Origin of the sequence: Desulfosarcina variabilis str. Montpellier (assembly GCF_048565275.1) — a bacterium.
Classification (GTDB): Bacteria; Desulfobacterota; Desulfobacteria; order Desulfobacterales; family Desulfosarcinaceae; genus Desulfosarcina; species Desulfosarcina variabilis.
Genome location: NZ_CP159846.1, coordinates 143,778 through 164,848 on the forward strand (window position 1 = coordinate 143,778; position 21,071 = coordinate 164,848).

Below are 21,071 nucleotides of genomic sequence, written 5' to 3' on the forward strand. Positions count from 1 at the left end.
TCGAACGGATGGAGCATGTTTCGAAAATTCTGGACTCGACCTACGAGTACCAGACCAAGGTTTTTTGTATCATCAGCGATCATCGGGTGTTTCGGTCGAAATCGCCCGATATGTTCAACGCGGTGATTGGGCGCACAGGTATCAAAGGGGCGTATGTTCCCTTCATGATCAGCATGGAAGATCTTGGCAAGGCCCTGGAGAGCCTGCGTGTACTCAATATTGCAGGGGCCAACATTACCGCACCGTTCAAGGAAAAAGTGCTTCCCTTTATGGACGTGCTTTCCGAAGGGGCCAACATTATCGGTGCGGTCAATACCATTGTCTGCAAAAACGACCAGCTCAAGGGGTACAATACCAACGCCATCGGCATCATGGATGCGCTCAATGAAGTCAAGTTTGATATTTCAGGTAAAAAAGCGCTGGTGATCGGTACGGGCGGCGCCGCCCGGGCAGTCTTGTTTATCCTCAACTGGCTGCGCGCCGAATCGGTGGTCGTGGCCGGACGCAACCATGCCACTACCCAGCGCCTGGCCGATGATTTCAGTTGTACCCCACGATCGCTGAAGGATCTGGCCGACTTTCCCGTCTCGGTGGATATCATTATCAACGCTACTTCGATTTCCGGCAAGGATGAATGCCAAGCCTTGAGTGAGATCATTGCCCATATGCAGATCCATGGTTGCCAACTGATTTTTGATCTTAATTATGGTCATCGAGACAACCTTTGGCAGTCCCTGGCCGATGCCCACAAGATTCCATTCATGGACGGACTCTCCACATTGGCCTATCAGGCCCGGCGAACGTTTTTGCTGTGGACTGGTCAGGAAGTCCCTCATGAAGAATTTCTTAGACCGCTTATCACTTCTCAATAACTCATGGCAGAAAAATGATACAACAGGCTTAACTCTGCTGAGTTATATCTATATTCACTTGCTTTTTGTTCCCGGCATTAAAACCGAAAGCACCGCGCTGACCATCTCCATGAGCTGCGGCGCTTTTGACACCCTTGCGATAGCGCGGGTGATAGATGAACGGTCCACATTCATCCGGCGCGCAACCGCAGCACCGCGCTCATGCGCAGCTCCGGAACAGCCACATAGCTAACGATACTACGCGCATGAGAAATCGGCATTTGGCGGCTGGGGCTGCTCAGGTCTTCGGGCATGACGTCCAAACGGGCGCATACGGTGTCAATAACCGCATCAAGATCGATTCCAGCAGCTTTGAGTTTGAAGCCTCGTTCGAAATCCTCACCCGCCTTTGAAAATGCATGTTCGACAAACTCGCTGCTGCCGAGGATGCGCTCGTCACTGGTCAGACGAATCACTTCATTATAGGCCGCCCTTACTGCCCGCCATCCACCGGCGGATCGGACCAGCCCACCCCCTGTCAACGCCGAACGATTTCCTTGCAAGGCACACGTTGAAACGTAAGCTGCGTATTGGTGTCTGGCCTCGGCGATGGTCCTTCCGAAAATCCCTAACACATAATCGCTATCCTGCCACTGCGCACTTTTATAAGCCATGAGCACGCAGTGACCGGTGAACGGGTAGGTTTGAAGCGCGGCTAAAGTCTCGGTGATCCCAGCTCGAAAAGGGTTTAAGTGGATATAGGCCACCAGCTGATTCAAGTAGTCCGATTCCTCGCAGAGAATCGATTTGTAGCGGTTTTGAAACAAATGTCCATGACGGCGATGGCGGTGATTGAAGTAGATCGCATGGCCGGTAAGCAACCGGCGCATCACCGCAGACAAGGGTGTGGCGCCCGTACGTAACAATAGGTGGGTGTGATTGGTCAACAAGGCCCACGCATAGCATGTAGTTTCCGTATCAAGGAGCAATTTTCCAAGACGATCGATGAAATTTTCTCGATCGGCGTCATCTTTGAAAATAGCCTTCCTTTCGATTCCACGAAGGATGATATGCTGCAACGCACCGGGCGTATTGATTCGAGATTAACGAGGCATGGGATATAGCTATCGCAATGATGAGCATTAGTCAACAATTCAAAAACGTCATATATTAAAATTATTACAAAATACACTTCCACAAGTAGTATAAAAATAGAAAACTTCCTGATAGATAATGAGAAGTAATTGGGCTTATAGGATTATAGGAGGTCACAGAAATGGACGACATTGCCCGCTTTGAAATGTTTTGTAAACTTCGTACTGAAATTCGCGGCTCGGACAACCAACTGATCGTCGGAATCGATATTGCCAAGGACAAGCACCATGCTTTTTTCGGCACCCCAAAAGGCCAGTCACTGTGGCGGCGCCTGATTTTTACCAACGATCTGACAGGATTTAACCGGCTCATCGAAGGGGATCGTGCATTACTGAAAATCTGGCCATCGTCCGGTGGTACCCGGACCCACGTCAGATTGCCGCAACCGAGTTCGACGTTTTTGTCCTCCATGTCACGACAACAGACCGGGGGGGACGTCAGGTGAGCCGTTTGAGAAAAATCTACGATGCGGCTGAACATTCCATCGGTCTTCCCTTGGATGATGCTGCACGATATGAAGCGACAATGCTGGTGGAGCGTTTCAAGTCTGTCGAGGAACAACTTGCCAGTGTCATGGATCAGGTAAAGGCCGTATGTAATCGCTTGTCAGTGTACAAGCTGTTAATGACCATCCCTGGGTTCGGCCCTTACATTGCCCCCCTGGTGCTTTCCGCCCTGGCTAATCCCATGCGGTTTAAAAGCCGCAAGCAGGTGATCCGTCTGGCTGGTCTGGATCTCAACGCCAGTCGCAGTGGCAAGAAAAGCAAGGAGAAGGTTCCGGTATTTTCAAAAAGAGATGATGCCGAGCTGCGCTACGGCCTGTATCAAGCCGCCCTGATCGCCTGGACTATACTGAAAAAGAACGAACCCTTCAATCCTGGTTATCTGCTGGCAGAGCCCATTTAACAACCTATAAACATAGATTTAGGAATGGACAATCCTGGGTCTGCCAGCTTCATATAAGAAGTAATATATCTCGATGAAGTGAGGAAAGATTTAACAACTGATTTGTTAAAATCAACAGGAGAGGTGCGTATTTTGAACCAGCCCATTTATAACCAATTGTTTTTACGATATTAATTATTTCGTTGACATAAGGAATATAGAATGTCCCGCTGATTGGGATCCCATCGGGCACTTGTTCGATAGCCTCGGCAATGACATGCTGCAGTGGTGATTCCGGAGAAATCTCTTGATGGTTATCAAGGACAAACCAGAACGGTGGCGATACCAGTTGAAAAAGGATTTTAAAAAACCGGCGGCTGAATGTTGCCAGGCCGAGTCGATATTCAGGGGTAAATAAGGGTAACTCAGGATCAGCTGGGTCGAAAATAGGTTCGGCGGCCTGTCTTATATGATAAAAAAAGCCAGCCGGGTCACTTTCCTCGGCGTTGAACGGATACCAAAGGCAAGGCATTTTATTGGTTGTCAGATAGCTGGCGATAGTGATGGATTTGCCTGATCCGCCGGGTCCAGAGAGCCAAACGGAAGATGTCGGCGGCATTAAACACAAAAGATCAAAGAGACGTTCTCGTGAGACAATGCGCCCGAGCAGCGGTGGTGACCGTTTGCTATCAATTTGGCTTTGTTTGTCGATGTTACACTTTCCCAGTGAATATGGCCGGTTAGAAGATGGTGCCATCCCTAATCAAATCAATGGATCAGTTGGTTGCTAAAAAAGAGAGGTAACGTTGTCAGGAACAGGACAGAGGGGGACTTTTTAAGAATCCGATACGAACAATATGCCAAACCGGTAGGTGGGTGTCAATACGGCTTTTACTCAGAGCCTGTTTGATAAATCCGTGTTATCGGACCTGATCCAGACTTCTCAAACAGCCTCTCAGGGTCTCAGCTTTCCCAAACAAAGGGAAATCGAAGCATCCAGCCGTTTGATATCTTTTCGGGTGACGCCGTGGGTGATGAACACCGATTGCCAGGCGGACACAGCGTCAATCACCCGGTCAATGATTTCACCAGCCTCCCGGATTCGCCATCGGCCGGCCATGCGCAGAAGGGTTTCACGATCCGGTGGCACGTGATCGACTTGAAAAAAAAGGACGTGTTCCCGCCGCTGAGCCGTATCCGGGAGCAAATCATAGGCCGGGGAGAGAAAAAAACCGCTGTTGTCGTGTAGAACCGTAAAATTCTTGAGATGATCATCGGTATTGCCCACGGCGGCGTTGAATACCATCTGGCGAAACAATGCCGGCAGATCTTCAGAAGGCTGGCTGGTTATCTTGCGCATGGCCTGAAAAAGGTCGCCATACCCCAACACATAGTAGCCTTCGGCATGCAGCAGCGTCTGGGCACTGATCATATGCCGCCGACCGTCACCGTTGACAACATCGAAGCGTTTGACAAAAAGCACGGATCGTCTGCCTATTTTTTCTACGAAGAAATCAGGCACGGTCAAACCGCAAGCTCTGGCGAGATCCATGGTCCCCGCCTCGATGGCAATCATGTCCAACTGGTCCCGGGAACTCGGGAATTTGGCGACCCACTGATCACCATTTTCATCCCGTATCAATGCCTTGGGCCGTGCCCCGCCGGGAGAACTGGCCGCCCGAAAAAGCAGGGACATGGCGCTGGGCGCAACAATTTCACCGGCATCATAGCGATAGGCCGCCTCCATCAGCTGGTCAAGCTCCGGCATCTGCGCATAGGGCTGTTCTTGGGACGGACCTTTGGAGGGAAAAAATGAAAGCGCCCCCAGCCCGTCAGTGCCCATTACCTGGAGCATCCGCGGTACGGTCTGCTCGCCGCGTTTTAGATTGCCTTTGCGAATCAGCAGCCGTCTTCCCCAGTCGTCGGGCAGTGCGTCTTCGAACACGGCATGCACGCCACTGGGTCGTTGGGTGGCAAACTCTTCATCGGAAAGGGGGAGGCGGTCGGGGTCCAGGGCAAACGCTTGGGGATGATTCAGGTAGTCACTGACATAGCGAAACGCGCCTTGCATCACCCCGCGGGAATCCGGCTCGCTGGTGACCATCTCCCCACAGGGCAGGGTACTGCCGTCTGGCATGCGCAACCGAACAGCAATATGATTCACAATCCCTTCCTTTTGGACGCCCGTTGGCGTGTCTTTGCTTTCTTTGCGTCGTATTGCTCAAAAAGCGATTGACGAGGCGCTAGCAGGTGATCGATATCCCCAAGATGGCCCAACAATTCCAGAGCGTCAATCCACAGCCCGATGGAAACGGAAGCATCGCCTGTCTCCATTTTGCGCAAGGTCGGGATGGATACCCCCAACCGAACGGCGAATTCGCGTTGCGGTTCGTTTCGCTTCAAACGGGCATCACGCAACCGCCGCCCCAACTGGGCCAGTTTCTCTTCTATCTCAACAGAAATCATAATTTGCTTTTATCATCATATAACGTTTCAAGGCAAAATATTTTTTCTTTTAATAAAAAAGATGGCCTGCCGTGTGGCAGGCCATCTGTTGGTTTGGGTGCGACGAAGATCGTCTGTATTAAAATGCTGTTATTTTCTTTCCACCAGCGCTTCGGCGATATGCTTCACCTCGATCTTGAGACCTTTTTTCTCCACGCCGCCACGAAGCTGCATCAGGCACCCCGGGCATTCGGTGACCAGCAGCTTGGCGCCGGTGGCCTCGACATCGGCCAGCTTGTTCTCCAAAATCTGGGACGATATCTGCGGGAATTTTCCGGAAAACGAGCCGCCGAATCCGCAGCAGGTCTCCTCCTCTTTCCCCGGCACAAAGTTCAGCCCGGCCTTGCGGATCAGTTCATGTGGGGCATTGCGCTCACCCATCCCCCGGCACAGATGGCACGGGGCATGGTAGGTGGTCGTGGGTCCTGTCTCCTCTGCCCCGGCTTCCGGCATCTGCAGTTTCTCGTTCATGAAGGTGCTGAAGGCGATCACTTTGTCGGCGAATTGCTGGACCGTTTTCTTCATCGATGGATCGTCTTCAAAAAGCTTGGGGTAGTTGTGCTTCAGGTGGGAGGCACACGATGCGCAAAGGGTCACGATGTAATCCACTCCTTTGTCCCCCATGGCCGCCATGTTCATTCGGGCCACATCCCGGGCCGCGGCCTTCTCCCCCATCATCATGGCCGGCAGGCTGCAGCAGGACTGCTGCATGGGAAAATCCACCGCCGCGCTGTGGCGGGCCATGAGCCGGACCCCGGCCTCGAGCTGCTCGGGGTAGACAAAATCCTGGACGCAGCCGGCAAACAGGGCAACCCGGTATTTGGGGCTGGCCGCGCTTTCTTTGACCCTGTCCCAGCGGTCACGGAACGGGGTCTTGGCAATGGCGGGCAGGGCCCGGAAATTGTGTTCCTTGGAGAGAATCATGGGCAGGTGGCGGATAAACCCGTTTTTCTTGACCACCGGGGCCTGGGCCCTCTGGGCGGTGCGCAGCAGCCGGTGGAACAGGGTGCGGTTGCCCAAGAGTTTGCCCAGCAAAACACTGGACCGGGGGTGGTCGGTCTCGTCCTGGATGCGGGCATGGATTTCCTTGATCAGCCCGGGCAGGTCGATGCCGGCGGCACACACCGCCTTGCAGGCACCGCAGTTGATGCAGTTCTGAACCAGGTTTTTGGCCTTGTCGCGGCCGTGGAAAAAGTAGGTGGCGATCAGGCCGATGGCGCCGATGTAGATGTGGCCCAGCTGATGCCCACCCACCATGCGGTAGACCGGGCAGACATTGGCGCAGGCCCCGCAGCGCACGCAGCGCAGCACCTGGGAAAAGACCGGATCCTTGGCCAGGGCCCGGCGGCCGTTGTCCAGAAAGACGATATGCATCTCCTTCTTGCGGGCCTCACCAGCCGCGCAAGGGTTGGGACCGGTAATCCAGGTCACATAGGAGGTGATCGCCTGGCCCGTGGCATTTCTGGGCAGCACCCGGTTGACGTGCAGGGCATCCGCCAGGGTGGGCAGCAGTTTGTCCAGGCCCACCAGGGCCACATGGATGCGCGGCAGGGTCGTGACCAGACGGGCGTTGCCCTCGTTGGAGGTCAGTCCGATGGTGGCCGTGTCGGCCAGGGCGAAATTGGCGCCGCTGACGCCCATGTCCGCCTCCACGAACTTCTGGCGCAGTTCCCGGCGCGCCACCTTGACCAGCCGCTCGATCTCGGACGCCTGCTTGCTGCCGGTTACATCACTGAAAAGGTCCGCCACCTGGTAGCGGGACAGATGGATGGCCGGCATGACCATGTGGGTGGGGCCTTCGTGGCGCAGCTGGATAATCCACTCGCCAAGGTCGGTCTCGGTCACTTCAAGGCCCTGGGCCTCGAGGTGATGATTGAGCAGGGTCTCCTCGGCGGTCATGGACTTGGACTTGACCACTTTTTTGGCCTGGCCGTTTTTGGCGATGGCGGCGATGATCCGATTGGCCTCATCGGCATCGGCAGCCAGGTGCACATGAATGCCCTTTTGCTCGGCGTTGGCCTTGAACTGCGCGTACAGCTGGTCGAGACGGCTCAGGGCCTGGCCTTTGATATCGGCCACTTTCTGAATCAACTGGTCGATATTCATGCCGGCGAAGGCGTTGGCCCGGGCCACCGGATAGGCCCGGGCAAAGTTATCCAGCGCCTTTCGCTGGAATTTGTTTTTAAGGGCCTTGTCAACTTCGGACTTGTATTCTTTCAGGGTCGTGGCGGTTTGCATCAGTTGTCCTCCAGGAGCAGGATGTGAAGTTCCAAGGGCCCGTGGACGCCCAGGGCCAGCACCCGTTCGATATCCGCCGTGCGGCTGGCGCCGGTAATAAAGGCCGTGTAATTGGCCGGGTCGCTCATCCAGGCGCCAAGCTGCTCGGTAAGATATGTGAGCATTTTGAGACACTTTTCAACGCGGTTAGCGGGCCTTAGACGGATTTATCAAACAGGCTCTTAATTCAGGCCCTGGGCGTATATTTCAACCGGATGCTGCACACGAATGCGGTCGCCGTGCCGCGAGAGCACATCGGTCAGTTGCATCATGCAGGCCGGGCATCCGGCGGTGACCACATCCGCGCCGCTGGCAAGGATATTCTCCCGCTTGCGGTCGCCGATCTTCTTGGAGACATCGTAATGATGCAGATTGAAGGTTCCGCCGTTTCCGCAGCACTGGTCGGCCTCGTTCATCTCGACGAAGTTGCAGGCCGGGTTGGCCTTGAGCAAGGTACGCGGCTGGTCGGTGACCCCCAGGGATTTTTTCAGGTGGCAGGAATCGTGATAGGTCACGCGGGTGCCGCCTGTTGCCGCCGGCTGGGTGTCGATGCCCACCTTGTCCACCAGAAACTGGTTGATGTCCATGGCCTTGTCGGCCATCTGGCGCACCTGGGACTGAATGTCGCTGGGAAACCGGTCCAGGAACTTGGGCCAGATTTCTTTGATGGTGGCCGTACAGGTGCCGCAGGCGGTGACCAGATAGTCGTAATCGCCCTTGGCAAAGGCCTTGACGTTGAGCTCGACCAGTTTGGCGAACGATTCGCCGTCACCGGACGAGATCGCCGGGATGCCGCAGCAGGCCTGGCCGGACGGCAGGAAAATACCGACATTGTGGTGCATCAGCACCTCCAGAACCGCCACCCCCACGCGGGGCAGCATCTTGTCGATGACGCAGCCCGGAAAAAAGGCCACTTTCAGTCCGGATTTACCCGCGCAGGTGTCCACCGTGGAGACCATTTTACGAAAGGGCTTTTTGGCCAGGGGCAGAAAATGGCGGTCGCCGATCAACGGCGACATGATCTTGGAGCAGGATGACCCCAACAGCTCGTCCGCCGGGCTGGTGAAAATGCCCTGAAATTTCTGACCCATGGACAAAAGGCCATTGAACAGGCCCGGCTTGGTGAGCATACCCTTGAAGATCACCTTCTTGGCTGCCGGCAGGCCCATGTACGTGTTGACGATGATTCTGGCATTCAGAAAAATATCGATAATCCTCACACCCGAGGGACAGTTGGCCTGGCATGATCCGCACAGCAGGCATTTGTTGAGCTTTTCCTTGACGCCGGCCGCATCGGCGACCATTTCGTGGGCCAGATTTTCCAACAAGGCGATTTTGCCGCGGGTCACATCGGCTTCCCGCAATGTTTCCCTGAACACCGGACAGACCGCCTGGCACATGCCGCATTTCATGCAGGTGACCATCTGGTCGTCAAGCTGTTTGAGCATGACTGCTAATTGATGAAGGTCTGTCATGGCATCACCCTCCTATGATCTTGCCGGGATTGAGGATCCCCTTGGGATCCACGGCCGCTTTCAGTGCGCGGGCGTAGGCCAGGGTCGCCGGCGAGGTCTCTTTTTCCAGCCACTTGGACTTGGCCAGCCCGATGCCATGCTCGCCGGACAGGGTCCCTTTGAGGGAAAGGGCCACATCGAAAATCTCGTCCACAGCCTGCTCCACCCGTTCGAACTCCTTGGTGTCGCGTTTGTCGCACAGGATCGTGGGATGCAGGTTGCCGTCGCCGGCATGACCGAAGGTGCCCACATCCAGTTGGTGTTTTTTGGCGATGTCATTGATGGCGCGAATCATGGCCGGGATCTGGGAGCGTGGCACAGTGGCGTCTTCCAGCACCGTGGTGGGACGGGCCCTAGCCAGGGCCGGCAGCGCGGCCCGACGGGCTTCCCACAATTTGTTGCGCTGGGCTTCGTCTTTGGCGGCCTGAACAGTGACCGCACCCACCTTCTTGCAGATGGCGACCACTTTTTCGGCTTCCTTGGCCACTTGACCCGCATGGCCGTCCACCTCGATCAGCAGGATCGCCTGGGCCTCGGTGGGCAGACCGGCCTTGGTGAAATCCTCCACATACTTGATGGTGCTGTTGTCCAGAATTTCCAGGGTACAGGGCACGATGTGCGCGGCAATGATGGCGGCCACGGTTTCCGAGGCCTTGTCGATATCGTCGAAGACCGCCATCATGGCTTTGTTGGCCGCCGGCGGCGGAACCAGTTTGAGCACGATCTCGTTGAACACGCCCAGGGTGCCTTCACTGGCCACCTGCAGACCGGACAGATTCAGGCCGGTCACGCATTTGACGGTGCGCGAGCCGGACTTGACGAGCCCGCCGGTCACGTCAAAAAAGTCCACGCCCATCACGTAATCCTTGGTCACACCGTACTTGAGGCCGCGCAGGCCGCCGGCGTTTTCAGCCACGTTGCCGCCGATCGTAGACACGGCCATGGAGCCCGGATCCGGGGGATAGAAAAGCCCTTGTTTGGCCACTTCGGCGGCAAACTTGGCCGTTACCACGCGGGGCTGAACCACGGCGTAAAGGTCCTGGGTGTTGATTTCGATGATTTTGTTGAGCGCGTTGATGACTGGTTTTCCCGTCTGCATGTCTTAAATCAACCTTTTCCTATAACAGCCCCGGGAAGAAGACAAAACTCATCATGGTCGCCATGATTCCGACGACCGTGCCGTAAAGCAGAAACGGCCACACAGTCTTTTTCAGGATCTGCCCTTCCATGCCGGACAGGCCCACTACGGCGCAGGCGGCCACGATGTTGTGAATGCAGATCATGTTGCCCATGGCACCACCGGTGGCCTGGGCGGCAACGATGATCTGACGCGGCAGGTCGAGCTGGGTGGCCACGCCCCACTGGAATTCGGCGAACAGCAGGTCGGATACCGTGTTGGAGCCGGTGATGAAGGATCCCAGGCCGCCCACAAAAGAGGCGAACAGCGGCCATGTTTGGCCTGAAATACCGGCCACGGCGTTGGCCATGGCAAGTGGCATGGAGGGATAGGCATTTGGATTCAGGATCGTGTCCGTGATACCGGAGCCGCGGAAAATCGAGACCAGGGCCACCGCCGCGAACAGGGCGATGGTGGGGTTTTTCATTGTGGCGATGGACTGGCGCCAAGCGGTAGCGACCTTTGTAGCGGGCATGCCGTGAAGAAAAACGGTCAGGATCGCCACCAGCATGAAGGGGATGGTGCCGGGCAGGTAGAGGTAGGCAATGCTGGCACTCACCGATTCATAGCCCAGGATATGGTTGAATTCCAGTTTCTGGGCCGCCAGAAATCCCTTGAGGCCCAGCTCGGGGATCCGCGTGACCACAAGCAGCAGCCCGATCAGAATATAGGGCAGCCAGGCCTTGAACTGTGACATGTGCGGTTTGAATTCGGTTTTTCCATCATACTTGACCTCGCCGCTCCATTCGGCGGCCCATTTTTCGTGGGGGCCGAAATCCCAGGTTTCCTCAGGCATGCAGAAACCAGCCTTGGCACCGGCGATGATCACGCCCAGCCCGACCAAACCACCGATCAGGGAGGGGAATTCCGGGCCGACGAACCAGGCGAACCCAAGATAGGGGACGCAAAACGCGGAGGCGGCGAATACGCAGAATTTCCAGGCTTTGAGTCCGTCGCGCCAACTGCGGTTGGGGCCGAAAACACGGGTGATGAAACCGAGCATGAAGATGGGCAGAATATAAATCATCAGGGCGTGCAGAAGCGACGACCATTTGCCGATGGCCATGTTGAATTCACCCATGTTGGTGAAGTTGAGTCCGCTGGCCCCCTGGCTGACAGCTTCGCCCACCAGCGGTTGCAGGAACTTGAGGCCCAGGATGACCAGGGTGCCCACGGCTCCGAAGGTGACCGGGAAGGCATTGAAAACCAGACAGACCACGGCGGCGGCCAGCGGCGGGAATCCCAGCGAGAGCAGCAGGGGCGCGGCCAGGGCGGCCGGCGTGCCGAAACCGGCGGCGCCTTCGATAAAGGCGGCGAACATGTAGCCGATGATGATCGCCTGGATGCGGCGATCCGGCGTGATATTCTGCATGCCGTATTGGATGGTCTCCATGCCGCCGGACTGCTGCAGGGTGCGCAGGATCAGGATGGCGCCGAAGACAATAATCAGAATACCAATGGCGGTGACGAACCCCTGAAGAGTCAGGGCGGTGACATAGCCCACGGGCAGGCCCCAGGCCAGGACCGCCCCCAGGGCGGCGGTCAACCATGCCACGGGCATGGCTTTGATGGCCGGCCAGCGCAGGCCGACCATGAGAACTAGGGCCAAGAGAATCGGAATCGCGGCAATCAGCGCAAGCACACAAACGGACAATATAAAGCAGCTCCTTTGTTAAGCGGTTAACGTGAATATCTGCCAACGCTTCAACAAAATTTATGCCATACCTGTTGATATATCTGTTTCTCGATTGATTACAGTATTTTGTATTGTTTATAGAAGATTTCGGAAAAGTCTTATGCGTGGAAAGTCTGAAAAATCAGACGGCCTAGCAGCGCCTTCTGTCCGAAAAATCGGACTGGCGTCGAAATTACCGTGTGGGGAAATCCGGACAAGGAATATCTGCGCCCAACTTATCATTGATGCTATTTGAAGCTCACCCTGTTTTTTTTGAGCAGTGCGTAAAAATGGGACCGGGACAACCCCGAGATGTCGAGGATGGATTTCAAATCTCCCCCGGTCGTGGCGATCACCTGCTCCAGATAGCGCTTTTCCATGATGGCTTTGAACTGTTTCAGGGAGGGGGGCGCATCGGCCAGCAGGGTCTCGATTTCACCAGCCAGCGCAGCAGTGCCTTCTGGCCGCGTGGCCTGTGGCGGTGGTTGTTCGGCTGGCTGCGGGCAAGGGGGCATCTTGCCGATGATATTGGCCCTGGCCGCACTGATGCGCATCGCCTTGGGCAGATGCATGGCGTATAAGGTGCGTTCTTCACCCGCGTTCACGAAGGCCTGCTCCAGCACATTGAACAGTTCACGGACATTGCTGGGCCAGTGATAGCTTTCCAGGACTTCCAGAAAATCCGAGCCAACCCCTTTTTCGGGCATCTCGTAGCGTTGGGAGAGTTTTTGGACCTGATACAGGGTCAGATTGCGAATATCCTCTTTGCGGCAGCGTAAAGGGGGCAGGACGATGTTCATCGTCTTCAGGCGAAAAAGCAGATCTTCCCTAAAATGTCCCTGCTGCACCGCTTCTTCCAGATTTTTGTTGGTGGCGGCGATGATGCGGAAATCACTTTTTTCTTCCCGGTTTCCGCCCACCGGCCGAAACCGTTTTTCCTGAAGCACGCGCAGGAAGCTCTTCTGAATTCCCAGCGGCATCTCGGCGACCTCGTCCAGAAACAGGGTGCCGCCGTCGGCCAGCTTGATCAGCCCCATGCGGTTCATGTCGGCACCGGTGAACGCGCCCTTGCGATGGCCGAACAGGGTCGATTCCACCAGGTTTTCGGTCAGGGCGGCGCAGTCGACCACCACAAAGCCCTGATTTGCGCGGGGGCTGTTTTCGTGGATGATGCGGGCTGTGAGTTCCTTGCCGGTTCCGGTTTCACCATTGATCAGCACGCTGGCCTGGCTGCGTGCGGCCCGGGCGATAACGCTTTGGATTTGGTGCAGTTGGGGGCTGCGGCCCACCAGTTCGGAAAGATCCAGGGCTACCACCGGGGTGGCCTGTTTTTCCTTACGGTATTTGAGGGCCCGCTGGGTGCTGAGCATGGTCTCTTTGACCGGTGATGGTTTGACCAGGTAGTCCCACACTCCTTGCTGGATGGCCAGTTCGGCGCCGTCCGGATCACCTTGCGCGGTCAGGATGATCACCTCGGGGGCGCCGGGCATCAGCCTGATTCGCTCCAGGGCATCCAATCCGTTTCCATCGGGCAGACGCACATCCAGAAACACCAGATCAAAATCCCCGGATTCGAGTTTTTCCAGCCCATCTTTAAGCAGGGTGGCCGATTCACCGGTGATCTGCATGCGGTTGAACAGGCTGAGCATCGTGTCGCACACTTCGGGATCATCATCGATAATCAGCACTTTTCCAGGATTTTTTTCCGCTTCAGTCATCGCTCGTCAATACCTCCTTTATGGCCAGGGCAATGGCCTTGCGATCATAGGGTTTAAGGACCACACGACTGACGTTGTCCAGCGGTCCGGCCTTTTCCAGGGCCGTCTTGCGGCCCGTGACGACGATGACCGGCACTTCGGGTATTTTTTCACCAAGCTTGCGGGCCAGCGTGATGCCATCCATGACCGGCATGTCGAAGTCGGTGATGACCAGGTCGAATGGATCGGGACTGTCGTCCACAAGGGAAAGGGCTAACCCTGGGTCCTGGGTGGCGGTCACGGTGTACCCGATGCTCTCCAGCAAGCGCGGCACCGTGTTGTACTGATCGTCGTCATCTTCAACGAAAAGCAGATGTCCCGAGCCGTGGGGAGTATCACCGGTCTTTTCATCCAGTACCTCAAAGGCGCCGGTGTGCTCGGGGATCAGAACGCTGAATGCGGTGTGCCCGGGCCGGCTCCGGGCCTCGATGGCGCCCTGATGACCGCGAACGATCCCCATGACCATGGAAAGGCCCAGGCCGGTACCTTCGGTCACCCCTTTGGTGGTAAAAAAGGGGTCGAATATTTTATCCATGATTTCAGATGCAATGCCGGGACCGTCGTCGGCGACCACCAGCTCCGCGTATCTGCCGGGTGCAATGCCTTTCAGCTCGGCCTGTTCTTGCTGGACGATCGCTTCGCCGAGGTTGATGGTGTTGGTGCCCCCGGTGTTGCGCAGCGCATGAAAGGCGTTGGTGGTCAGATTCATTACGATCTGGTTGATTTGGTTCGGATCGGCGACACACATGGGCAGGCGCTGGCTGATGCACTCGTTGACGGAAATATTGCGCGGCAGTGAGGCGCGCAACAGGCCGACCGCTTCATGGACCACACCCTGAATGCGCGTGGGCACCATTCCCTCCTTGGACGGCCGCGAAAAGGTGAGGATCTGCTTGACCAGGGCGCTGCCGCGCCGGGCGGCCTTGAGCGCGCGGTTGAGGTCCTTGCCCGCGGGGCTGTCGCCGTCCGCGTCCATCAGGGACAGCTCGACGGAATTGATGATGGAGGTCAGGATATTGTTGAAGTCGTGGGCGATGCCGCCGGATAGGTTGCCGATGGCCTCCATTTTCTGAGACTGCCGGATTTGGTTTTCAAGGTTGACCGCCCGGGTTACATCCTCGGACATGGTCAGGGTGCCCACCACCCGCGATGCCTTGTCGCGCAATGGAACCTTTTTGACTTCCAGTTGCCGGACATCGCCGGTGGCATTGGCCACGCTGCGTTTGATGCCCGGCATGGGGGTCTCGGACTGCATGACTTCATTGTTGAGGCGGTTGGCCCACCTGGCATGCGCGGCATAGTCTTGTTGGGCCTGGCCGGTGAGGCTATCCAGCCCTTTGGCATCGTCGGCACCGAAAAAATTTACGTAATAGCGGTTGGCGCCCAGGATGGTGTTGTTACGGTCTTTCCAGCAGATCAGCTGGGGGGATGGTATCCAGCAGAAGCTCCTGAAAGGAAAGCTGGTTTTGCATGCGCCGCTCCACCGCCCGTCGTTGCATGATGTTACGGATGAGCAGCCCGGAAAACATCAGCAACGTGGCGATGGAAACAATGAAGGTCCAGAAAAGCTGTTTGTTCAGCCGGTAAAAGGCCTTGGGGCGGTTGACGATGATGCTGCCTTCGGGAAGATTCTCCAACCGGATTCCCTGTTCCACGAGCACCGTATAGTCGAATTCAAAGGGCGCGTCGGTAAAATCATTGAGCGGCAGCTGATCCGCCTTGGCACCGGCTATGATTTTCAGGGCATAATCAGCGGCAAGGCGCCCATGGACGCGGCCGGAGAGCATCTTGCCGCCCACGGCACCGTGGCCGAGAAGAAATTCCCAGTTGGTGTAGATCGGGGCCGATGTGCTGTGGTGAACAAATTCGAGAACTTCCGTGGCCGAATAGAACTGTCCTTCGAGCTGGGTGTAAAAGGGAATAAAATAAAAAATGGTGTTGTCCGACACCTCGTCCATGAGGGCGCCGAGTTCGTTGAGACTCGACAGCTTGTAGGGGACGAATTCGAGGCGGCCGGCAAACCGGTCCTTGACCGACAACACCTGGTTCATGATGTGAACGCCGGTAATGGATGAATCGCCGATGATGACCAGCCGATTTTAATTGGGGTGCAGGGAGAGAGCTACATTCAGGGTGGCGTCGACATCGAAATTTTCAATTACGCCGGTCATGTTGCGGCCTTCAAAGGCTGTTGACGCGATGTCGTTGACGCCGCAAAAGATCACAGGCAGGCCGGGGTAGAGCTGGTCGCCATAATTCTGCCAAAATTCGAAAGCGAAGTTGTCCGATACCACCACCAGATCGAAGGATTTGCCCTGAAATTTGCGTTTGTACAGATCGACCAGAAGCGGGGTGATGTGAACGCGAGGATAGCGTTTGAGGTCCATGTACTCCACCTGCAGCTCGACGGCCGGATAGGGTCGCAATCGCATGCGCAGCCCCTCCAGAATCTCGTCGGACCAGGCATACCCGTCGTGATAGGAGTCCAGGTAAAGGATATTGGCGCGAATGGTGGTCTCGCCTGGCGGCAGGCATCGATCACCCCTTTCACATGGGCATAGGGAATATGCGCATTGTGAAACGGGCTGATGGAAACCAGAAGGGTGTGGACCCCACTGGCTTTCAGTTCTTTCAAAAGGGTGATTGCCTGCGCCGTATCAACAAACCAGGCCGAGTTGGTTTCAATATAGTCGATACCCATGCCCGCGTCCCGGGCGGCGGTTGCCACGCGGATCAATCCCTCGGGATCCAGGAAGGACTCGCCGCCGCCGATATGCACAGAGCGGCATCCGTGCGCAGCAATCTGGCGGAAAATGGTTTCGGCCAGATCTGGGTCAAGATACGCCTTGTCGCGACGGGGACTTGAGTTGTACAGGCAGTGAGCGCAGCGCGAGACACAATAATAGTTGGTGATCACACCGCCCGAAGCCAGGCGCCGGATAGACAAGTGGGACATGATAGCGCTCCGTTTTGAATATGATAGTGGAACGCCTTGACAGATTTTTTGTTTCTGGCATGCTATCGTCTTTAGGTCGCCCAGCCCGTTTGCGATTCAACAATAACCTATCCGATGGAGTCGATCCCATGGAACTGACGCCGCACTTGCATGCCTTTTTATGGACCTCTATGCAGGCCAATAACTGCAACACCTATCTGCTTCGGTCGTCCGAAAAACTCATTCTCATCGATCCGGGGCATGTGGCCTATTTCGGTCATGTACGAAACGGGCTGCAACAGCTGTCGCTGACCATTGAAGACATCGATCTGGTCATCTGCACCCACGCCCACCCGGACCATATCGAGGCGGCCGGGGTGTTCGCACAAACCAAGGCCCTGTTTACCCTTCACGAGAAGGAATGGCAGCTGATCGAGAAAATGGCGCCTTACGTCAAGGCGTCCATGAATATCGACATGGAGCGCTTTACGCCGGATTTTTTTCTCACCGAGGGAGATTTAACGGTCGGTGATATCACGCTTCGCGTTTACCATACGCCCGGTCATTCACCGGGCAGCGCAACCCTTTACTGGCCGGCGGAAAAGGCTTTGTTTACCGGTGACCTGATATTCAAGGACGGTTTGGGCCGCACCGATCTTCCGGGTGGGAACGGTGGCCAGCTAAAGGACAGTATCCGCCGTATGGGCCAGGTGGATGCGGCATGGCTGTTGTCCGGCCATGGAGATGTCGTTTCCGGCAGCGATGCGGTCAAAACCAATTTCACGCAGGTTGAAAAGACTTGGTTCAGGTACGTGTAGACGCCTTCAACCGGGCACGCGTTATCTGCCGAAGCTGGGCCAGTTGTTCCACATAATCGGAGTCCGTGGCCGGGTTGGGCACCACCGCAGATCCGCTGATGCCATGCCGCCGCGCGATGGCCTCGCCCAGCCGCTGCCCACTCACCTGCACTAATGCGGCTTTTTCTTTTTGGAACGTTTCAATCACTTTTTCCAGGGCCTGGCCGATGGCCGGTGCCAGGTCGGCCAATAGAGCCAGCCAGGATTGATTGTCCTTTTCAGGATCGATACGCTCGATAATCGCCGTCAGCACCGGCTCCCGGTCGGTCATGGAGAACTCGGCCTGAAGCGCGTTTATCCGGTCACGCAGCCTGTTTACGGCCATTGCCCCGTCCGCATATTGCTGCAATAGACCCTGAAGCCGCTTGGCAAAATTTGCTTGCCGCTGCTGCAATTTTTCTTTTGTGGACATGGACAGGTGGCGTGTTCGCTCCATCACCAGGTCCAACGTGCTTTTAATTTCACCCATGACGAAAAAACGATCCTTCATTTATTGCCGATGGATTCGTAAAAACGGCAATTTTTTACGAATTCATCAGTGTTGTGTGGGGTGATTCCCTTTGCTTTATAGAACACCAACATCCATAAAACAGCCTTTGGTTTCGGTCAAGTGTCCCTTTACTCATAAGCCAATGAACTGAATAGTCTGAATAGTCGTTTTGTAGGGTTGTTTTTTGTCGGAGGGGCCCTTTTTTGACCGAAGATCAATCAACAAATCGCCCATAAAGCGTCTCATGGATTGACCCCGAGCCCGATCCTGTAGTATGGGAAATCTTTCCTGTCTATAATACCCAATCACACAGAAAGGTGATGTCTCATGAAAGAGCCGTTGCTATGCACCTGGGACGGTTGGTCCGACCAACTTGTCGGTCTAATAGGCAAATACGCAGAAACTGGAGATGAATTTCCTCCATTTAAAGCCTTGCTGGGTTGGAAAGGCGTAATCGTGTGGGACTCCGCAGTGGATCCCGTGGACCTTTTACGCGCCTACCTGGAAAAGGTGGCCAAGGAATCCTGCGGCCAATGCACCCCCTGTCGGGAGGGGACTCAACGGCTGTGCACCATCATGGAACGGATTTGTGCCGGTCAGGCCCAGCTTTCCGACCTGGATGAGATTCGTCAGATGGCAAGCTTTATTTCTGAATCCGCCCGCTGTGATGTGGGACGGTGCCTGGAGCAACCAACCCTGGAAATCCTGGATCGTTATGCAGACGAATTTGCTGCCACCGTAAAGGAAAAACGGGTGGTCAGCAAACAATCGTACGACGCTGTGGTAACAGCGCCGTGTATCAGCGCCTGTCCTTCCAATGTGGATATTCCGGCCTATGTCGAAGGTATCCGCATGGGCAATTTTGATCAGGCCCTGGCCCGCGTGCGGGAAGACTGTCCCATGCCGGGTACCATCGGGCGCGTTTGCGTCCGCCCTTGTGAAGAAAGCTGTCGGCGTGGACGTGTGGATGAACCCATCAGTATTCGGGCACTGAAACGGTTTCTGGCCGATAACGAGATGCGCACCGGCGCCCAGCCGCTCAAAGCACCGCCAGCGGAATACAAATCCGACCGGGTGGCCATTGTCGGGGCGGGACCGGCCGGCCTGTCGTGTGCCTATTATCTGGGCACCATGGGATACAAGACCACCATTTTCGAGGCCCAGGAGAGGGCCGGCGGCATGGCCACCTACGGGATCCCATCTTACCGGCTGCCTCCTGATATCATGGATTACGAAGTAGCCCAGGTAGAGCGCATGGGGGCGGAAATTCGCTACGGCGTGAACATCGGCGAAGACATCACCGTTGAAGATCTGGGCAAAGAAGGCTATCGTGCCGTTTTCCTGGCCGTGGGTGCCCCGGAATCCTCAAAGATGCGCTGTGAAGGCGAGGATGCGGGCTATGAATGTTTTCTCACCGGTATTCATTTTTTGGCCGAAGTCTCCCGTGGCCGGCAGCCTGTAGAGGGCAAAAAGCTGGTGGTCGTGGGCGGCGGAAACGTGGCCATGGACTGCGTTCGTTCGGCCCTGCGCACCGGTTTCACGGATGTGAACCTGCTCTATCGGCGCACCGAGGCCGAAATGCCGGCCGATCCCCAGGAAATCGAGGAAGCCAAGGAAGAGGGCGTTAAATTTCATTATCTGATAGCCCCGGTCAGTATCGTGCATACCGACGGCAAGGTTTCCGGTCTGGAATGCCGCCGCATGGAGCTGGGTGAACCGGATGCCAGTGGACGCCGGCGGCCGGTTCCGATCGAAGGCTCGGAATTCGTTATTGAATGCGATGCCATTATTCCGGCGGTTGGACAAATCTGCGTAGTCGACTGTGTGCTTCCCGATGAGGATAGTCTGACGGCTTGGAAAACCCTGATTGTCGACCAGATGACCTTCCAGTCCCATGCGCCAAGTGTGTTCGGTGGCGGAGATTGTATCACCGGGCCGGCGACGCTCATTGCCGCCCTGGCCGCAGGAAAGAAGGCTGCCCGTCATATCGCCCAATTCATCGAAAAGGGCGACTGTCAGCCGACAGTACCCGAGATCCTGCAGACCCTGGTCAACGGCAGCGGGGTTTACGATGCCAGCGAGGCGTTTCCGTTTGACGGCATTACCCACCGTGCCCATCCGGCCGTTCTTGCTCCGGAAACGCGTATCAATGATTTCAATGAAGTGGAAGGCGTCTTAAGTCTGAGCCAGGCCGTTGCCGAGGCGGATCGTTGCCTGCGCTGTTATCGTATTGCGGTGGCAACGCGCTAGACGCATTATTTTCATGTTGACTGTTCTTCTACATCCAGGGTCTTGCCAATGGCGGCGGCCCTGGATGTTTAATATTGCTCGCTTTTGCGCCTATTCAGCCTGCCCGAAAGCCAGGCTAAAGAGATGCAGATCGTCTGAATCAACAACGCTGTCCGTGTTGAAATCAGCGGAACAGCCTTCATTGCAGGTATTTTCGAAATCCTGAGCCAGTTGAGCCAGATCGCCGCCATCGATATCGGTGTCCGCGTTGGTGTCCGTGGCAGGGGTGAGCAAAAAGGCGTGCTTGACTCCACCGATCAAGCCGATACCGGTAATCTGGCCCAAATCATTGATGTCAACCGCCGTTTGCAATTCCCATGCGCCGGAAGCATTGATACATGCGTTCAAGTCAACCACCCCATTGGTGCTATCGAAAATAAAAGCGTGATCCTGATCCTCATCGTTGAACATCCCCCCCCCATCTGTCCGTTGGCATTGATTCCGTAAATTTTGCCGTAGGGATAGATCTCGGGCATTTCCAAAGCGATCGGATCATTGTTTTCGGTTGGCCAGTAATAAGGATAGCAGTAGTCGACGGTATCGTTGCCGTCGTCGATCACATTGCCGCCGATCAGCCCGTTGTCATTGATAACTCCGGCATACCACTCACCCCCCTCACGACTGCTATCGATAGTAAGGGCGTTCATCCCGTTTGCTTCGCTCCAGACAAAAGGCCGAAACAGCCACTCCACGTTATGCGCGAT

The 21,071-nt window shown here is 55.9% G+C and carries 21 protein-coding genes and 1 pseudogene; 5 read left to right on the plus strand and 17 right to left on the minus strand.

The features are described 5' to 3' along the window. The first annotated feature begins 8 nt into the window (after positions 1-8). Positions 9-872 (plus strand): shikimate dehydrogenase family protein, encoded by an 864-nt coding sequence (locus tag Dvar_RS00670; protein WP_419659804.1) that lies wholly within the window; start codon positions 9-11, stop codon positions 870-872. A gap of 170 nt (positions 873-1,042) precedes the next feature. Here Dvar_RS00670 and Dvar_RS00675 read toward each other — a convergent pair whose 3' ends face one another. Beyond that, complete coding sequence (locus Dvar_RS00675) at positions 1,043-1,930, minus strand: transposase (protein ID WP_419659805.1); 888 nt, start codon at positions 1,928-1,930, stop codon at positions 1,043-1,045. Between the two features lie 197 nt (positions 1,931-2,127). Between Dvar_RS00675 and Dvar_RS00680 the strand changes: the two genes are divergently transcribed. After that, positions 2,128-2,451 carry a hypothetical protein gene (locus Dvar_RS00680; protein ID WP_419659806.1) on the plus strand — a complete coding sequence of 108 codons (324 nt, stop codon included), beginning with the start codon at positions 2,128-2,130 and terminating at the stop codon, positions 2,449-2,451. Positions 2,452-2,456: 5 nt separating this feature from the next. Further along, complete coding sequence (locus Dvar_RS00685) at positions 2,457-2,912, plus strand: transposase (RefSeq protein ID WP_419659807.1); 456 nt, start codon at positions 2,457-2,459, stop codon at positions 2,910-2,912. Positions 2,913-2,961: 49 nt separating this feature from the next. Here Dvar_RS00685 and Dvar_RS00690 read toward each other — a convergent pair whose 3' ends face one another. The 13 genes and pseudogenes from Dvar_RS00690 to Dvar_RS00750 form a co-directional block, all read right to left on the minus strand. Continuing rightward, entirely contained in the window at positions 2,962-3,648 is a 687-nt protein-coding gene (locus Dvar_RS00690; protein ID WP_419659808.1) for a hypothetical protein, read from the minus strand. A 198-nt stretch (positions 3,649-3,846) separates the two neighbouring features. After that, entirely contained in the window at positions 3,847-5,055 is a 1,209-nt protein-coding gene (locus tag Dvar_RS00695) for a type II toxin-antitoxin system HipA family toxin (protein WP_419659809.1), read from the minus strand. Continuing rightward, positions 5,052-5,357 carry a helix-turn-helix domain-containing protein gene (locus tag Dvar_RS00700; RefSeq protein WP_419659810.1) on the minus strand — a complete coding sequence of 102 codons (306 nt, stop codon included), beginning with the start codon at positions 5,355-5,357 and terminating at the stop codon, positions 5,052-5,054. Before Dvar_RS00700 ends, Dvar_RS00695 begins: the two co-directional genes overlap by 4 nt. A gap of 129 nt (positions 5,358-5,486) precedes the next feature. Next, positions 5,487-7,634: an L-lactate dehydrogenase (quinone) large subunit LdhH gene (gene ldhH / locus Dvar_RS00705; protein ID WP_419659811.1), complete on the minus strand. Its 2,148-nt coding sequence runs from the start codon at positions 7,632-7,634 to the stop codon at positions 5,487-5,489. Then, positions 7,634-7,798, minus strand: coding sequence for an LUD domain-containing protein (locus Dvar_RS00710; RefSeq protein ID WP_419659812.1), 165 nt, complete (start codon positions 7,796-7,798; stop codon positions 7,634-7,636). Before Dvar_RS00710 ends, ldhH begins: the two co-directional genes overlap by 1 nt. A gap of 57 nt (positions 7,799-7,855) precedes the next feature. Continuing rightward, complete coding sequence (locus Dvar_RS00715) at positions 7,856-9,148, minus strand: (Fe-S)-binding protein (RefSeq protein ID WP_419659813.1); 1,293 nt, start codon at positions 9,146-9,148, stop codon at positions 7,856-7,858. A 4-nt stretch (positions 9,149-9,152) separates the two neighbouring features. Further along, positions 9,153-10,286, minus strand: coding sequence for an FAD-linked oxidase C-terminal domain-containing protein (locus tag Dvar_RS00720; protein ID WP_419659814.1), 1,134 nt, complete (start codon positions 10,284-10,286; stop codon positions 9,153-9,155). Between the two features lie 19 nt (positions 10,287-10,305). After that, entirely contained in the window at positions 10,306-12,018 is a 1,713-nt protein-coding gene (locus Dvar_RS00725; protein WP_419659815.1) for an L-lactate permease, read from the minus strand. Positions 12,019-12,287: 269 nt separating this feature from the next. Continuing rightward, positions 12,288-13,757 (minus strand): sigma-54-dependent transcriptional regulator, encoded by a 1,470-nt coding sequence (locus Dvar_RS00730; protein WP_419659816.1) that lies wholly within the window; start codon positions 13,755-13,757, stop codon positions 12,288-12,290. Further along, on the minus strand, positions 13,750-15,231 hold the full coding sequence (locus Dvar_RS00735; RefSeq protein ID WP_419664051.1) for an ATP-binding protein: 1,482 nt from the start codon (positions 15,229-15,231) through the stop codon (positions 13,750-13,752). Before Dvar_RS00735 ends, Dvar_RS00730 begins: the two co-directional genes overlap by 8 nt. After that, complete coding sequence (locus Dvar_RS00740) at positions 15,194-15,847, minus strand: hypothetical protein (protein WP_419659817.1); 654 nt, start codon at positions 15,845-15,847, stop codon at positions 15,194-15,196. The genes Dvar_RS00735 and Dvar_RS00740 overlap by 38 nt, the downstream gene beginning before the upstream one ends. A gap of 48 nt (positions 15,848-15,895) precedes the next feature. Then, a complete protein-coding gene (locus Dvar_RS00745) occupies positions 15,896-16,228 on the minus strand; it encodes a hypothetical protein (protein WP_419664252.1) in 333 nt (110 codons plus the stop codon). 146 nt (positions 16,229-16,374) lie between these two features. Continuing rightward, a pseudogene (locus tag Dvar_RS00750) lies at positions 16,375-16,752 on the minus strand (radical SAM protein); the annotation flags it as partial. A 128-nt stretch (positions 16,753-16,880) separates the two neighbouring features. On the opposite strand from Dvar_RS00750, the gene Dvar_RS00755 reads away from it, so the two are divergent. Continuing rightward, positions 16,881-17,549: an MBL fold metallo-hydrolase gene (locus Dvar_RS00755; RefSeq protein ID WP_419659818.1), complete on the plus strand. Its 669-nt coding sequence runs from the start codon at positions 16,881-16,883 to the stop codon at positions 17,547-17,549. Here Dvar_RS00755 and Dvar_RS00760 read toward each other — a convergent pair. Beyond that, the gene (locus Dvar_RS00760; protein WP_419659819.1) at positions 17,536-18,057 is read right to left on the minus strand and encodes a hypothetical protein; all 522 of its coding nucleotides are present in this window, start codon (positions 18,055-18,057) and stop codon (positions 17,536-17,538) included. The two genes, Dvar_RS00755 and Dvar_RS00760, sit on opposite strands and share 14 nt — an antisense overlap. A 348-nt stretch (positions 18,058-18,405) precedes the next feature. Here Dvar_RS00760 and Dvar_RS00765 point away from each other — a divergent pair, with 348 nt between their 5' ends. Beyond that, the gene (locus Dvar_RS00765; protein ID WP_419659820.1) at positions 18,406-20,328 is read left to right on the plus strand and encodes an FAD-dependent oxidoreductase; all 1,923 of its coding nucleotides are present in this window, start codon (positions 18,406-18,408) and stop codon (positions 20,326-20,328) included. Between the two features lie 90 nt (positions 20,329-20,418). Here Dvar_RS00765 and Dvar_RS00770 read toward each other — a convergent pair whose 3' ends face one another. Together Dvar_RS00770 and Dvar_RS00775 are read right to left on the minus strand one after the other, a co-directional pair. Next, a complete protein-coding gene (locus Dvar_RS00770) occupies positions 20,419-20,715 on the minus strand; it encodes a hypothetical protein (RefSeq protein WP_419659821.1) in 297 nt (98 codons plus the stop codon). After that, positions 20,712-21,014, minus strand: coding sequence for a hypothetical protein (locus Dvar_RS00775; RefSeq protein WP_419659822.1), 303 nt, complete (start codon positions 21,012-21,014; stop codon positions 20,712-20,714). The genes Dvar_RS00770 and Dvar_RS00775 overlap by 4 nt, the downstream gene beginning before the upstream one ends. Between the last annotated feature and the right edge of the window lie 57 nt (positions 21,015-21,071).